Source organism: Streptomyces yamdrokensis (assembly GCF_053890455.1).
In genome coordinates, this window is the sequence record NZ_CM132679.1 from 3,467,740 (window position 1) to 3,481,883 (window position 14,144).

13 protein-coding genes and 1 pseudogene are annotated in these 14,144 nt (G+C 73.1%); 6 read left to right on the forward strand and 8 right to left on the reverse strand.

Translation table 11 applies throughout. The features are described 5' to 3' along the window. Positions 1 to 226: 226 nt before the first annotated feature. The 3 genes from ACWZEH_RS15135 (at position 227) to ACWZEH_RS15145 (ending at position 2,419) form a co-directional block, all read left to right on the forward strand. A complete protein-coding gene (locus ACWZEH_RS15135; RefSeq protein WP_456198891.1) occupies positions 227 to 724 on the forward strand; it encodes a DUF2771 domain-containing protein in 498 nt (165 codons plus the stop codon). 92 nt (positions 725 to 816) lie between these two features. Next, complete coding sequence (locus ACWZEH_RS15140; protein ID WP_456198893.1) at positions 817 to 1,530, forward strand: futalosine hydrolase; 714 nt, start codon at positions 817 to 819, stop codon at positions 1,528 to 1,530. Continuing rightward, positions 1,511 to 2,419 (forward strand): 1,4-dihydroxy-6-naphtoate synthase, encoded by a 909-nt coding sequence (locus tag ACWZEH_RS15145; RefSeq protein WP_456198895.1) that lies wholly within the window; start codon positions 1,511 to 1,513, stop codon positions 2,417 to 2,419. Before ACWZEH_RS15140 ends, ACWZEH_RS15145 begins: the two co-directional genes overlap by 20 nt. Positions 2,420 to 2,603: 184 nt before the next feature. On the opposite strand, the gene ACWZEH_RS15150 is transcribed toward ACWZEH_RS15145, so the two are convergent. Continuing rightward, positions 2,604 to 2,987: a cold-shock protein gene (locus ACWZEH_RS15150; RefSeq protein ID WP_042169034.1), complete on the reverse strand. Its 384-nt coding sequence runs from the start codon at positions 2,985 to 2,987 to the stop codon at positions 2,604 to 2,606. 163 nt (positions 2,988 to 3,150) lie between these two features. Between ACWZEH_RS15150 and ACWZEH_RS15155 the strand changes: the two genes are divergently transcribed. After that, positions 3,151 to 3,408, forward strand: a complete 258-nt coding sequence (locus tag ACWZEH_RS15155; protein ID WP_456198897.1) for a hypothetical protein — start codon at positions 3,151 to 3,153, stop codon at positions 3,406 to 3,408. A gap of 82 nt (positions 3,409 to 3,490) precedes the next feature. Here ACWZEH_RS15155 and ACWZEH_RS15160 read toward each other — a convergent pair. The 6 genes and pseudogenes from ACWZEH_RS15160 to ACWZEH_RS15185 form a co-directional block, all read right to left on the reverse strand. Further along, a pseudogene (locus ACWZEH_RS15160) lies at positions 3,491 to 3,616 on the reverse strand (transposase); the annotation flags it as partial. A gap of 115 nt (positions 3,617 to 3,731) precedes the next feature. Next, positions 3,732 to 4,265: a hypothetical protein gene (locus ACWZEH_RS15165; RefSeq protein WP_456200053.1), complete on the reverse strand. Its 534-nt coding sequence runs from the start codon at positions 4,263 to 4,265 to the stop codon at positions 3,732 to 3,734. A gap of 56 nt (positions 4,266 to 4,321) precedes the next feature. Next, positions 4,322 to 4,888, reverse strand: coding sequence for a VanZ family protein (locus tag ACWZEH_RS15170; protein ID WP_456198899.1), 567 nt, complete (start codon positions 4,886 to 4,888; stop codon positions 4,322 to 4,324). A gap of 828 nt (positions 4,889 to 5,716) precedes the next feature. Then, positions 5,717 to 6,499, reverse strand: a complete 783-nt coding sequence (locus ACWZEH_RS15175; protein ID WP_456198900.1) for a YihY/virulence factor BrkB family protein — start codon at positions 6,497 to 6,499, stop codon at positions 5,717 to 5,719. A 424-nt stretch (positions 6,500 to 6,923) separates the two neighbouring features. Continuing rightward, the gene (locus ACWZEH_RS15180; protein WP_456198902.1) at positions 6,924 to 7,559 is read right to left on the reverse strand and encodes an HAD family hydrolase; all 636 of its coding nucleotides are present in this window, start codon (positions 7,557 to 7,559) and stop codon (positions 6,924 to 6,926) included. Between the two features lie 225 nt (positions 7,560 to 7,784). Beyond that, on the reverse strand, positions 7,785 to 8,927 hold the full coding sequence (locus ACWZEH_RS15185) for a hypothetical protein (RefSeq protein WP_456198904.1): 1,143 nt from the start codon (positions 8,925 to 8,927) through the stop codon (positions 7,785 to 7,787). A gap of 119 nt (positions 8,928 to 9,046) precedes the next feature. Between ACWZEH_RS15185 and ACWZEH_RS15190 the strand changes: the two genes are divergently transcribed. Together ACWZEH_RS15190 and ACWZEH_RS15195 are read left to right on the forward strand one after the other, a co-directional pair. Next, on the forward strand, positions 9,047 to 11,710 hold the full coding sequence (locus ACWZEH_RS15190) for a helicase C-terminal domain-containing protein (RefSeq protein WP_456198906.1): 2,664 nt from the start codon (positions 9,047 to 9,049) through the stop codon (positions 11,708 to 11,710). Positions 11,711 to 11,892: 182 nt separating this feature from the next. Then, positions 11,893 to 13,536, forward strand: coding sequence for a DNA repair helicase XPB (locus ACWZEH_RS15195; RefSeq protein ID WP_456198907.1), 1,644 nt, complete (start codon positions 11,893 to 11,895; stop codon positions 13,534 to 13,536). Between the two features lie 34 nt (positions 13,537 to 13,570). Here the strand turns inward: ACWZEH_RS15195 and ACWZEH_RS15200 are convergent, their stop codons facing one another. After that, on the reverse strand, positions 13,571 to 14,020 hold the full coding sequence (locus tag ACWZEH_RS15200) for a hypothetical protein (protein ID WP_456198909.1): 450 nt from the start codon (positions 14,018 to 14,020) through the stop codon (positions 13,571 to 13,573). Positions 14,021 to 14,144: the final 124 nt, after the last annotated feature.

Below are 14,144 nucleotides of genomic sequence, written 5' to 3' on the forward strand. Positions count from 1 at the left end.
TGCCGCGGCCTCCGGCGGCGGCACCCGCACCGGTCCTCGCCCCGGCCCGTCCTGCCCCGCCCCGGGGACGGCTCGCGCACGCGGGTTTCGTGAGCCCGGTCGGCGTACGGACCGGACGGGTCCTGCCCCGCTCCCGGGAGGGCTCGCGCGCGGGTGGCGTAACGCTCCGGCCACGCCGCACCCCCACGTGGGGAGGGGGTGGGGCGTGCCCGATAGCCTTTCGCCCATGACCACGTTGCCTCGCGGCGCAGCCGCTCCGAGTGCCCGCGCCGTGCGACGCCGCCGTGCCGTCGCCACCGCCGGCGCCGTATCCGCCGGACTGCTCGTCCTGTCTGCCTGTGACAAGCCGACGGCGATGTCCACCCTCACCGTCGGCAGCTCCTCGGTGAGCTCCGAGGCGACCTGCGGTGGCGAGGGCGAGGCCCTGAAGGCCGCCGACCTCTCCAAGTGCCTCCAGGACAAGGACGTCGAGGAGATCACGGTCGACCCGGACGAGACCGTGCGCTTCGGTGTCGACCCGGAGGTCGCCGACAAGGGCTGGACGATCCTGATGAACGGTCAGCCGCTGACCGAATCCAGCACCAAGACCTACCGCACCATCCCCGGCAGCGTGTTCTTCAACGCCCAGTACGGCGCCCAGGGCGACTCGACCCTGGTGTCGGTCAAGGAGGGCGAGAGCGACGCCACGGGCCTGTGGAACTTCCGGCTGAAGAAGGACGCCTGATCAACCCGGGGAACGGCCCGGGCGGCCCCGGTACGTCCCCCGGCCCCGCGTCCCCCGCCCGTACGGGGCCGGGGACGCGGGGCGGGGTCCTCGTGGCCACCGCGGTCCCCGCCGAGCGGGACGCGGTGGCCGGGGCGTTCCCGGGGGCCGTGCGTGAGGTCGCGCTGCCCGGGGTGGCCGGGGTGACCGTGGTCGAGATCGCCGACGGCCCCGACGTCCTCGCCGCCGGTGTCGGCCCGGCCCTCGCCGCCGCCTCCACGGCCACCGCCCTCACCGCCGCCGCCTTGTCGGGCCGCCCCTACGACGTCGTCGTCTCGGCCGGGATCGCCGGCGGTTTCGCGCCGCGCGCGCCCGTCGGCTCGCTCGTCGTCGCCGACGAGATCACCGCCGCCGACCTGGGTGCCGAGACTGCGGACGGCTTCCTGCCGGTGACCGCACTCGGCTTCGGCACCGTCACCCACCTGCCCCCCGCCGCCCTGGTCCGAAGCGCGGCCGCCGCGACCGGCGCCCTCACCGGTGCCGTCCTCACCGTGTCGACGGTGACCGGTACCGCGGCCCGCGCAGCGCACCTGGCCGGCCTGCACCCCCGCGCGCTCGCCGAGGCCATGGAGGGCTTCGGGGTCGCCGAGGCCGCCGCCGCGCACGGCGTGCCCGTGCTGGAGATCCGGGCGGTGTCGAACCCCGTGGGCCCGCGCGACCGCGCCGCCTGGCGCATCGGCGACGCCCTGGCCGCCCTCACCGAGGGGTTCGGGAAGCTCGCGCCCGTCCTGGAGAGTTGGAACCCGCATGACCACTGCACCCCGTAATCCCGGTGAATCCGGCGAGTCCGGCGAACCTGAGCCCGTGACCGACGGTCGCCCGCTCGGTATCGCGTACTCCCCCTGCCCCAACGACACCTTCGTCTTCGACGCCCTCGCGCACGGCCGCGTCCCCGGCGCGCCCGCGCTCGACGTCACCTTCGCCGACATCGACGTCACCAACGGCATGGCCGAACGCGGCGAGCTCGACGTGCTGAAGGTGTCGTACGCGGCCCTCCCCTACGTCCTCGACGAGTACGCCCTGCTGCCCTGCGGGGGCGCGCTCGGCCGGGGCTGCGGTCCGCTGGTGCTGACGCGGCAGGAGGGGGTGGACCTGAGCGGCCGTACGGTCGCGGTGCCGAGCGAGAGGTCGACGGCGTACCTGCTCTTCCGCCTCTGGGCGGCGGACACCCTGCCCGGCCCGGTCGGCGAGATCGTCGTCATGCCGTTCCACGAGATCATGCCGGCCGTGCGGGACGGGAAGGTCGACGCGGGCCTCGTGATCCACGAGGCGCGCTTCACGTACCGGAACTACGGGCTGCACAAGCTCGCCGACATGGGCGAACACTGGGAGCGGACCACCGGGCTGCCGATCCCGCTCGGCGCGATCATCGCCAAGCGGTCCCTCGGACCGGCGGCCCTGACCCGGCTCGCCGACTCGGTCCGCACCTCCGTACGGGCCGCCTGGGAGGACCCCGAGGCGACCCGTCCGTACGTCATGGAGCACGCCCAGGAGATGGACCCGGCCGTCGCCGACCAGCACATCGGGCTGTACGTCAACGAGTTCACCGCCGACCTCGGCGAGGACGGCTACGCGGCGGTGCGGGGCCTGCTGACACGCGCGGCGGCCGAGGGACTGGTACCGCCCCTCGGCCCGGACGCCCTGCGGTTCCCGTAGGTACGGGGACCGGTACGGGCCAGTGCCGCGGCAGGCAACGTCTGCCCGTCAAGGAGCGGCGTCCGGTGCGTGCTCCCGGCGTGCCGGGCGCACGCCCTCGTACTGGACGTACTTGGGCTTGTGTCCGGTGCGGCGAGAGTGCGTGCCGGGCGTCGCGACGGGGCGGACGTTGCCTGTTGCGGCACTAGACGTCCAACTGGTCGGCGACGGCGCGCAGGAGGCCGGCGATCTGTTTCCCGGAGGTGCGCTCCGGGTAGCGGCCCCTCTCCAGCATCGGCGTGATGTTCTCCAGCAGGGTCGTCAGGTCCTGGACGATGGAGGCCAGCTCGTCGGGCTTCTTGCGCTGGGCCGCCGCGACCGACGGGGTCGGGTCGATGACGGTCAGGGACAGGGCCTGATCACCGCGCTGCCCGGCGACCACGCCGAACTCGACGCGCTGGCCCGGCTTGAGCGTCTCGAGGCCGGCGGGGAGCACCGAGGAATGGACGAAGACGTCCCCGCCGTCGTCACGGGAGAGAAAGCCGAAGCCCTTCTCACTGTTGAACCATTTGACTTTGCCGGTGGGCACGACCGTCCTCGTCCTCGTACTCGTCGGAAAACTGCTTCTGAAACGGCTCTTGATAGCGCTCAGGCGGGCCCCGGTGACCCGCCGCAACCAAGGCTAGTGGTCTTCGGGCCGGTGGCAAGACGCCGCCGGGTTGTTCCTTCGCGCCAGGAACTACCCTGGTCGGGTGGCTGACAAAACCCAAGCGAATTCCCCGGCTCCCGGAGACGGCCTGGTCCGTGCCGGCGGCATCGTCTTCATCATCGGCGCTGTGGCCACTCTGGTCACGGTGGCACCGCTGTTCCTCGGAACCGACGCCTTTCCGACGTACATGTTCGTACTGAGCATGCTCATGGGCGTCGGATTCCTGATGGCGGGCGCCGGCGTGCTGCGTTCGGCCGCGGCGGGACGCCGTCAGGCCCGCGCCGCCACGAAGCAGATCTAGTACCGCAACGGTCCTCGTGGTGATGGTTTGTCGGCTTCTGGGGGCGTGTGGCCGCGTTGTCCGTAGTGGCTGATGCGGGCTTGGCGTCCGCGGTCACCCAGCCGAACGGGATCTTCTCCTCGACAGCCCGGCGGACCATGGCCCCGGCCATCGCGACCTTGGTCTCGAAGGCAACCGTGTCGTCGATGCCGGCCCGCCGGCACCGTTCCCAGCCGCCCGCGGCCATCTCGTCGGCCAGGCGTCGTACCGCGTTCGTGTCAGCGGGTTGGTGCCCGGTGTCAGCGAGCGCCCGCTCCAGAGCACCGTCGTCGCCCTCGCCGGTATCACCGCCGAGGACGAGTGGAGCGCGGCGGAGCTCGTCGACCGCCCAGCCCACGACGGCGCGGACCGCCGCCCCTCAAGCCACCCGGCTTGGGCTGCTGTGGTGAGCCGCTCGGTGACGACGGTGGTCGGTCCATCGAGCCGGCCGTGACTTCGCGCAGCGCCCGCTGCGACAGTCCCAGATCGATCACCCCGGTCGCACCGGTGTCACCCGCGGGCGACACCGTGGTCAGGACACCGGCCACGCCGATCGCCCGGCTCAGCCCTTCGGCCGACTCCGCGATGGCGATCAGCCGGTACGCCTGCGCCCTGCCGATCCCGAGTTCGGCTTGCGCGTACTCACCCCACCCGCCGCTGTACCCAAGCGGTATCGCCACCCGCGCCCGGCGCGCGTCCCGTACCCGCTGTGCCACGGCCACTGCGGCCCGCCGTGCTTCACCAGTCGCCGCCCGCGGTTGCTCGGTCAGTCGTACCGCATCCGCCCGGCCAACCGCCTCCACGGCCGGATCCTCGCCCGGCTCGCTCCTCGACGCCATGACTCCATGGTTCGCCCGGCGAAGGGCGGCGGAACAGGGGGCGCGGCACGGCGCGCCTATGCCGGGTCTTCAGCAGTCACCTGGCGTTTGGTGAACCGGTCCCACCAGTAGCGGCGTCGGGGATGCACCGCGCGACCCATCCGGCGGCCGATCAGCAGGTAACCCATGAGGGCACCCGTGGTGTTGAGCAATACATCATCGACGTCGAAGGCGCGCCCGACAATGAGGGCGCCCTGGACGAGTTCGACGAGGATCATCACGAGAGCGGTGGCCGCCGCTACGCGGAACAGTCCTCGCGTTCGGGGTACCAGTACCGGCAGCAGCACACCGAACGGCATCCCCATCACAATATTGCCACCGAGCTGCTTGACTGTGTCAGGGGCCGCGGGATGCGCGAGGTACGCACGGATGGAGTCACCAGGACGCAGGTTATTGTGCGTCAGCGTCACGGACGCCGCCGAGGGTTCCAGAGTCAGCCGGGCCAGAACCACCGCGAACACGACCGCCCCCGCGAAGGCCAGCATCATGGCCAGCACCCGGCCGAGCGTGGACAGGGGAGGTTCTCCGGGAACCCGCTCCCCAGGATTCTTCGCGGTCTTGTCACGCAGGGCTATCCGCGCCATTACGAGCTCCCAGCCAGGGTTGGTTTGCTTGGACGTTCACCCGCGCTGTGGAGCGGCGCGTTGCGCGGCGGTTCACGCAGGGACCGTACGTGTCCGTACAGGTCGGCTCGCCCAGGAGACAGTGGGCGAGCATGCGGAGCAACAGCGCGTCATCGGGTACCTCGGCGATCGTGGCGGACATTGACCACCAACGGATCGGTTTTGATTGTGTCATGGCCGGGTTCGCCGGCGCGACGCCCGGGTGGTTCTGGTCTTTGCTGTTGGCGACCGCAGTCGGCGGCCCGGCCGGTGGAGACGGGATCACGACCGGCTCGTGCACGCGCCAGGATGGCGCAAGGCCGCTGCCACCTTCGACGAGCCTCGGCCGGCCCCGTGTGACGCCGGGAGGTCGCGGTCCCACGGCATCGAGACCGAACTGGTCGGCGAACTCAGGCCCAGGAAAGGCCCCGGAAGCGCGCGGTGACCCTGGCGGAGCAGCTGGAGGCGGTCGCCCCATGGAGCCGACAGCCAAGAACGCCGAACCTGACCGGAGAGGCTTCCCCTTCATACTTTCGGTCGACAGCCCAGAACAACTACGCCTCAGGCTCCACCCCGACAAGCGGGATATGCGAATCCCGGCCAAGGTCGAGCAGGTGGCCGGCCGAGAGTACGGCAGCGTGACACTCGACAACAGCAACGACCGCAACGGCTGCCACCACGGACCGGCTGCCCCGTAGCCTGAAGCGAGCAACGCTGTCGGCGTTCTCCGGTCGGGCCCCCTTGATGCCCCTTGGCCGAACCGCCCAGCCATCGGTTCTCCCTGGGGCATGGGAGAGACGCAGGTTCCTATCAGCGGTGGATCTTGGCCAGTTCGGCGTTGAACTGGGCACCGATGAGCAGCGCGAGGTTGGACAGCCAGACCCACACCAGGAAGACGACGATCCCGGCGAGGGAGCCGTACAGCCGATTGTAGGAGCCGACCTGCGAGGCATAGAGAGCGAAACCGGCGGAGGCGGCGAGCCACAGGGCCATGGCCAGAGCGTCTCCCAGAAGTCTTTGCCGCACGCCGCGCGTCCGGGCCGGGCCCGAGCGGAACAACACCAGCACCAGGACGGCGACCAGGCCCAGCAGAAGCGGCCACTTCAGTACGTTCCACGCGGTGCCGGCCATGCTGTCCAGGCCTACGAGCCGACCGAGGGCGGGGGCCGCTTCGGCGGTCAGGACGAGCACCAGGGCGCTGGTGACCAGGAGCGCCAGCAACACCAGAGCGGTGATCACCAGGCGTGGTGTTGTCCTCCACGCGGGGCGGAGGTCCTCGACGCCGTGCATGGCGTGCAGGGCTCGGCGGAAGACTCCCAGGTAGCTGGAGGAAGACCACAGAGCGCCGAGCGTGCCGAAGACCGCCAGAACCCAGGCAGCTGTGCGCTGGTCGGCCATGCTCCTGAGCGTGCTGTGCATCACCGGGCGTGACTCTGCCGGGACAACAGCGATCACGTTGCTGATGAGGTTCTCCGTGGCCGAGGCGCCGGCGATCCCGATCAGCGAGACCGTGACCAGGAGGGTGGGGAAAAGCGCGAGCACCGCGTAATAAGTGAGCGCGGCGGCGCAGTCCGTCACATTGTCGTTCCACACCGATGCTGGTGTCCGCCGCAGCGCGGTGCCGATGTCATGCCGGCCGGGCAGGTTACGCGCATACGTCGTGGCGGCATGCGGTGTGCGGGAGACGGTGCTCCGGAGCTGGCCGATGGGGTTCAGCCGGCTCCGTCCGGCCTCAGCGCAGGTGTCGGCGAATTGCTCACCGCGTTGTCTTCCACTCGTACCCAAGGTCCACCGCTCTTGTACGTAGGTTCTCCGATGCGCCGCTGACCAACGTTACGGACACTGGGGCACCTCGCGGAGACACTCTGGGAACCGGCACTACCGCTGTCCGGGGCGGAGTCGGCCGACTTCTGCGGCCGGGCGACGGCCCGGGGCGCGCGACCCGGGCCGTCGCTCTCGGCGGTGCCCCGACCCCGCCGTTTCGGCCGGGCCGGGGCCGGGCACGCGCCGCCACGCATCAGACCTGGATTCCGGCCGCGTAGGCCGAGAACCAGCGGGGGAATTCGGTCAGGTCGGTGAGGACGACGTCCGCGCCGGCCTTCCGCAGTTCCGCGGGGTCGCAGGGGCCGGTGGCGACGGCGACGGACAGCGCGCCGGCGGTCCGCGCGCCGCGCACGTCGCCCACGTGGTCGCCGACGTACACGCCCGCGCCGTGCTCGCGCAGCGCCGGCGCCTTCTGCTCGGCCCACAGGTCGCCGATCACGGCGTCCGGTTCGATGCCGAGGTGGGACAGGTGCAGCTTGGCGTTCGGCTCGTACTTCGCGGTGACGACGACGGTGCGCCCGCCCGCCTCGCGTACGGCGGCCATGGCCTCGCGGGCGCCGGGCAGCGCGGGCGTGGCGGCGATGGCGTACGTCGGGTACATCGCCCGGTACAGGTCGGCCATCTCGTCGACCCGGTCGGCCGGGAACCAGTTGACCAGCTCGTCCGCGAGGGGCGGTCCCAGCCGGGTGACGGCGAGGTCGGCGTCGATGGGGGTCCCGGTCCGCTCGGAGAGTGCCTGGTAGCAGGCGCGGATGCCGGGCCGGGAGTCGATGAGCGTCATGTCGAGGTCGAAACCGACGGTGGGCGGGAGCGCGGTCGTGGAGGCCATACCCGCCATTGTGCCCAGCGCACGCAAACGACGGACCGGCGTACCTCCCCAGGGCCTGGGGCCTGTCCGGCGGGACGAGTCGGGGGCCGGCGGTATCTCCAGCCAGGTCGAGCGGGGGAGTCGGCGGGTGACGACAACGCCGCTGGGGGCGCCCTCCTGCTCGAGGAGCTCGGGGCGGCGGGCGTGCCGGACCCCGCTTCTTCGGCATGATCCGCCGGACAGGCCCTAGCGGGGGCGCTGGGAGCGCCAGGTCAGGAACAGGGCCGAGGCGACGGCGGCGGCCCGGATCACCCAGGGCCAGGTCTCGAAGACGGCCTCGTTCATGGCGCCGTCGGCGATGGGGGTGCCCCAGCGTCCCTCGGTCCTGCCCCAGAGCCAGGTGGCTCCGCCCGCGATCGTGAGACCGGGCAGGACGAGGACCGCCCACTTGATCTCGGCCTGGCTGAGGCGGCGGGAGGCGTAGACGATGGCCCAGCCGAGGAGCAGGGCGAGCCAGTTGCCGAGCACGGCGCCCACGACCAGCAGGCCCGCGGCGACCAGGAGCAGCGGGTTGCTCCAGCCTCCGGACGGGAGGCGCGGGAGCCGGCGCCGGAAGACGGACCCGGTCCTCCCCTTCTCGCTCCCGGCCTCGACGACGGGGGCGGAGGCGGGGGCGGGTACGTTTCCGCCCGGCCCGCCCGGCCCGCCCGGTCCGTCCGGCCGCCCGCCGGCGCCCCGGGCGTCGTCCGTGGCCGGCGGGGCCTTGAGCAGTTCGGGGATCTCCACGCCGCCTACGAAGCCGGGGACCTCGTCGCCGACGCCGAAGGGGCTGCTGTCCGTCCGCCACCAGTCGGGCTGGGCGGCGCTGTCGCCGAGTTCGTCCATGCCGGCCCGGTGCGGCGCGGACGGTCCGCCGGGGACGGAGGGCGCGGCAGGGGCGGCGGGGGCCGCGGGGGTGGCGTGCGGGTGGTCGGCCGGGCGGGGGCGGGGGACGGCGCGGCGCAGGACGCTCTTCGCCCGCTGGGCGCGGTCGCCGCCCCGCTGGGCGGGAACCGCGGCGGGGGCCGGCGCGGGCTTGCTCAGGGGGGCACTCCCGTTCCCCTCCGCGCCGGAAGCCGTCCCCCCGGTGCCGAAGGTGCTGTCGGAGGTGTCGCCGGACGTCCTGGAGGAGGCCGCCGTCACGACCTCGTCCGGGGTGCCCATGCGGGAGATGATGCGGCGCACGGCCGTCGGGGAGTCGACCACGGCCTTCGCCCGGCGCCGGTCGATCTCGTCCCGCAGCCCGGCGACCAGACGCATGCGGGTCGCCGACGGCAGCTGCCGCTGCTGGGCCACGTCGCCGACGCGGCTCAGATACTCGTAGACGACCTGGTCACTCTCGATACCCACGAAGTCCCCTCCGGGGCGGATGCGTTGACGGACGACGTCGCACGACGGTACCGCGAGTCCGGCCGGCCGGCCCAACTCCACGCACCCCACCGGCGGATCCACCCGCTACGGTGATGCGGATGAGCACCGAGGAGAAGCCCACGGCGGCCCCCCGATCTCTCGCGGAGGCGCTCCGGGCACGGGACGACGCCGGGCTTGCCGCACTCCTGCGCAGCCGGCCGGATCTCGTCACGCCCGTGCCCGCCGACCTCACCCAGCTGGCCACCCGGGCCGGTACGCGCGCCTCGGTCGTCCGCGCCCTGGAGCGGCTGGACCGGTTCACGACGCAGACCGCGCAGGCGCTGGCCGTGGCGGCGGATCCGGCGCCGTACGGCGAACTGCTCGGGCTGCTCGCGGGCGACGGGGGCGACCCTGCGGTGTCCGCCGCGCTGCCGGGTGCCGTACGGACGCTGCGCGAGCAGGCGCTGGTGTGGGGCGACGACGACCGGCTGCGGCTGGTCCGTACGGCCCGTGAGCTGCTCTCCCCGTCCCCGCAGCACCCCTCGCCGACGGGCCTCGGCCCGACCGTGCGGGAGGCGACGGCCGGGATGTCCCCGGGGCGGATCCAGGAGATCGTCACGGCGGTCGGACTGCCCTCCACGCACGACTCGGTCTCCGCCGTGGCGGCGCTGACCGGGCTGTTCACGGACCGGGTGCGGATGGCGGCGCTGCTGGCCGAGGTGCCGCCGGAGTCGGTGGAGGTGCTGGAGCGACTGGTCTGGGGGCCGCCCTACGGTCAGGTGACCGCCGATCCGGCGACCCGGTTGCGCCGGCTGCTGGACCGCGGCCTGCTGCTGCCGACCGCGCCCGGGACGGTCGTCCTGCCGCGGGAGGTGGCGCTGCATCTGCGCGGCGGGCGGGCGCACCGGACCACGGAGCCGGTGCCGCCGCCGGTCGGGGCCGCTGCCACGCACCGTCCGCAGGTGGTGGACGCGACGGCGGCCGGGCAGGCGTACACGGCGCTGGCGACCGTCGGGGAACTGCTGAAGGACTGGGACGAGGGCGGCCCGGCGGTGCTGCGGTCCGGCGGGCTGAGCGTGCGGGACCTGAAGCGGACCGCCGTCGCCCTGGACGTGCCCGAGACGGTCGCCGCGTTCTGGGTCGAACTGGCGTATGCGGCCGGGCTGGTGGCCTCCGACGGCGAGGCCGACGAGCGGTACGCCGCGACTCCGGCGTACGACACCTGGATCGAGCGGCCCGCCGCCGAGCGCTGGACGACGCTCGCCGCGGCGTGGCTGGCGGCGACCCGGACGCCGGGACTGGTGGGCGGGCGGGACGCGAAGGACCACACCCTCGCGGCCCTGGGCCCGGGGCTCGACCGGTCGGCGGCGCCCGAGGTGCGGCGCCGGGTGCTGGCCCTGCTGGCGGAGCTGCCGGAGGGGGCGGCGCCGGACTCCGGGTCGGTGTCGGAGCGGCTGCGGTGGGAACGGCCGCCGCGCCCGGCGGGCGGCGCGGCCGGTTCCGGTTCCGGTTCCGTCGGAGGGGGCGAGGGCGACGATCTGCGCTCGCGGCTCGCCCGGTGGACGCTGACCGAGGCGGAGATGCTGGGCATCACCGGCCGCGGCGCGCTGTCCGCGCACGGCCGGGCCCTGCTCGGGTTGCCCGCGCCGAAGGCACAGGCGGAGCGGACGGCCCCCGCGCCGGAGCCGGGGTCGCAGTCGCAGTCGGGATCCCCGTCGGAGCCGACGGGTCCGGGCGACCGTCTCCCCGTCCACCACCGCCGGCCGTCCGCCCCGCCCCCGCTCTCCCCCGCCCCCACCGCCCTCACCCCCGCCGAGCAGGCCGCCGCGTCCTCCTCCGCCGGCCGGCTGCTCGCCCCGCTGCTGCCCGAACCGCTGGACCACGTCCTGCTCCAGGCCGACCTGACGGCGGTCGCGCCCGGTCCACTCCAGCGGCCGCTCGCGGACATGCTGGGGGTGCTGGCGGACGTGGAGTCGAAGGGCGGGGCGACCGTCTACCGGTTCACACCGGGCTCGGTACGCCGTGCCCTGGACGCCGGCCGGGCCGCCGCCGACCTGCACGCCTTCCTCGCCGCGCACTCCCGTACGCCGGTGCCGCAGCCGCTGACGTACCTGATCGACGACGTGGCCCGCAGGCACGGGCATCTGCGGGTGGGCGCGGCCTCGGCCTACGTGCGCTGCGACGACGACGCGGTGCTGAACGAGATCCTCGCCGACAAGCGGGCCGCCGCTCTGGGCCTGCGCCGGCTCGCGCCGACCGTGCTGGCCGCGCAGGCCGATCCGGCCGGCCTGCTGGAGGGACTGCGCCAGATGGGGTTCGCGCCGGCCGCCGAGTCCGCCGAGGGCGATGTCCTGATCACCCGCGCCGACGCCCGCCGCACCCCGCCGCGCACGGCACCCGAGCCGGTCCCGGAGGGGCCGCCGGTGCCCGACGACACCCTGCTCACGGCGGTGGTCCGCGCCGTCCGCGCCGGCGACCTCGCCGCCACGGCCCCGCGCGAGGCCACGGCCGGGGAGACGAACGGCCCCGGGGCGGGGAGCGGTGCGCTGCCGCGCACCGGGGCCGCCGAGACCCTCGCCACCCTGCAGGCCGCCGTCCTCACCGGCGAGGCACTGTGGATCGGCTACGTCAACGCCGAGGGCGCCGCCGGCCGGCGCGTCGTCGCCCCGGTCCGTGTCGAGGGCGGCTTCGTCACCGCGTACGACCACACGGCCGACGAGGTGCGGACGTACCCGCTGCACCGGATCACCGGGGTCGCGGAACTGGCGGACGACGAGAGCTGAAGCCCGGAGGGACGCGGGCCGCCGCTGCCCCCTGCCCTCGCCGTCCTCGCCGTCCTCGCCGTCCCTGCTGTGGTCACCGTCACTCCGGCCCCCGGGCGGCGGGCGATCAGGCAAACTGGACGTTTGGCCGTGCTGTGCCCGTGCATGCCCGTGCCGAGTCCGTCGCAGAAAGGCAGCCGCGCGTGAATGGTCCGCTCATCGTCCAGTCCGACAAGACGCTTCTCCTGGAAGTCGACCACGAGCAGGCCGGTGAGTGCCGTCGTGTCATCGCCCCGTTCGCCGAGCTGGAGCGGGCGCCGGAACACATCCACACCTACCGGGTGACCCCGCTCGGCCTGTGGAACGCGCGGGCCGCCGGACACGACGCCGAGCAGGTCGTGGACGCGCTGGTGAAGTACAGCCGCTACCCCGTGCCGCACGCGCTGCTCGTCGACATCGCCGAGACGATGGACCGCTACGGCCGGCTCAGCCTGCTCAAGCACCCGGCGCACGGTCTCGTGCTGACCAGTACCGACCGGCCCGTCCTGGAGGAGGTGCTGCGCTCCAAGCGGATCGCCCCGCTGGTCGGCGTCCGCGTCGACCCGGACACCGTCGCCGTGCACCCCTCGGAGCGCGGGCAGATCAAGCAGGTGCTGCTGAAGCTGGGCTGGCCCGCCGAGGACCTCGCCGGGTACGTGGACGGCGAGGCGCACGACATCGAGCTGCGCGAGGAGGGGTGGGCGCTGCGCCCCTACCAGAAGCAGGCCGTGGAGAACTTCTGGCACGGCGGCTCCGGCGTGGTCGTCCTGCCCTGCGGCGCGGGCAAGACGCTGGTCGGTGCCGGTTCGATGGCGCAGGCGAAGTCGACCACGCTGATCCTGGTCACCAACACGGTCTCGGCCCGCCAGTGGAAGCACGAGCTGGTGAAGCGGACCTCGCTGACCGAGGAGGAGATCGGCGAGTACAGCGGGACGCGCAAGGAGATCCGGCCCGTCACCATCGCCACGTACCAGGTGCTGACGACCCGCCGCAAGGGCGTCTACCCGCACCTGGAGCTGTTCGACTCCCGGGACTGGGGCCTGATCCTCTACGACGAGGTGCACCTGCTGCCCGCCCCCGTCTTCAAGTTCACGGCGGACCTCCAGGCCCGCCGGCGGCTGGGCCTGACGGCCACGCTCGTACGGGAGGACGGCCGCGAGTCGGACGTGTTCTCGCTGATCGGGCCGAAGCGGTTCGACGCGCCGTGGAAGGAGATCGAGGCGCAGGGCTACATCGCGCCCGCCGACTGCGTCGAGGTCCGGGTCAACCTCACCGACTCCGAGCGCATCGCGTACGCCACCGCGGAGACCGAGGAGAAGTACCGCTTCTGCGCGACGACCGCGACCAAGCGGAAGGTGACGGAGGCGATCGTCCGGCGCTTCGCGGGGCAGCAGATCCTCGTCATCGGGCAGTACATCGACCAGCTGGACGAGCTGGGCGAGCACCTGAACGCGCCCGTGATCAAGGGCGAGACGTCGAACGCGCAGCGGGAGAAGCTGTTCGACGCGTTCCGGGAGGGCGAGATCAGCGTCCTGGTCGTGTCCAAGGTCGCGAACTTCTCGATCGACCTGCCGGAGGCGACCGTGGCCATCCAGGTGTCGGGCACCTTCGGGTCCCGGCAGGAGGAGGCCCAGCGGCTGGGCCGGGTGCTGCGCCCCAAGGCGGACGGCCACCAGGCCCACTTCTACTCCGTGGTCGCCCGCGACACCATCGACCAGGACTTCGCGGCCCACCGCCAGCGGTTCCTGGCGGAGCAGGGGTACGCGTACCGGATCATGGACGCGGACGAGCTGCTCGCGGAGAACTAGGGCTCGCCGGCTGCCCCGGACACGCCTGGAGGACTCATGAAGATCTTGGTGAGTCCTCCAGGGGGTGTTTCGAAAGTCCCGCACAGGGCCTTCGAAACACCCCCTGGCCCTGCGGGAGGTTGAACACCAGCAGGATGACGAACAGTTGCGGCAGCAGGGAGAGCGCTGCCAGCCAGGCGCGCGGGCCCGGCCACCGGGCCCGCCACGGCAGCACCCAGGACGTGAGCCAGGCGCAGAAGGTGAGCACGCCGCCGACGGGCATGGCCCCGTGGACCACGTTCAGGGAGGTCGTCAGGGCCTGCGAACACTCGTCGGGCCCGCAGCTGTCGGTCGCCATGGCGGACATCGCGCCCAACAGGAACGCCGAGGGCACCAGAAACACCAGCAGCGCGGTCACGACGGTGGGCGCCACCCAGGCCCAGCGGTCCCGGTCGGGCGGGTAGGGCACCGCCGGCATCAGGGGCGCGAAGTGGTTCCGGCTCATGGAGCCGGTCAAGCCGCGTGACCGGGGGCCGGGCATCGGCGTACGTACTCGGACGGGCGGGTGCGGGGTACTCACTTCAGCACCCGAACGGACGCGTGCCGGTTGCCCGGTCGGCGGGCCGCCG

What these genes read in the sequence shown, in the direction of transcription:
- ACWZEH_RS15135 (WP_456198891.1), top strand. Translation starts at nt 227, where the DNA reads ATGACCACGTTGCCTCGCGGCGCAGCCGCTCCGAGTGCCCGCGCCGTG.
- ACWZEH_RS15145 (WP_456198895.1), top strand. Translation starts at nt 1,511, where the DNA reads ATGACCACTGCACCCCGTAATCCCGGTGAATCCGGCGAGTCCGGCGAA.
- ACWZEH_RS15165 (WP_456200053.1), bottom strand. Translation starts at nt 4,265, where the DNA reads ATGGCGTCGAGGAGCGAGCCGGGCGAGGATCCGGCCGTGGAGGCGGTT.
- ACWZEH_RS15170 (WP_456198899.1), bottom strand. Translation starts at nt 4,888, where the DNA reads ATGGCGCGGATAGCCCTGCGTGACAAGACCGCGAAGAATCCTGGGGAG.
- ACWZEH_RS15180 (WP_456198902.1), bottom strand. Translation starts at nt 7,559, where the DNA reads ATGGCCTCCACGACCGCGCTCCCGCCCACCGTCGGTTTCGACCTCGAC.
- ACWZEH_RS15190 (WP_456198906.1), top strand. Translation starts at nt 9,047, where the DNA reads ATGAGCACCGAGGAGAAGCCCACGGCGGCCCCCCGATCTCTCGCGGAG.
- ACWZEH_RS15200 (WP_456198909.1), bottom strand. Translation starts at nt 14,020, where the DNA reads ATGAGCCGGAACCACTTCGCGCCCCTGATGCCGGCGGTGCCCTACCCG.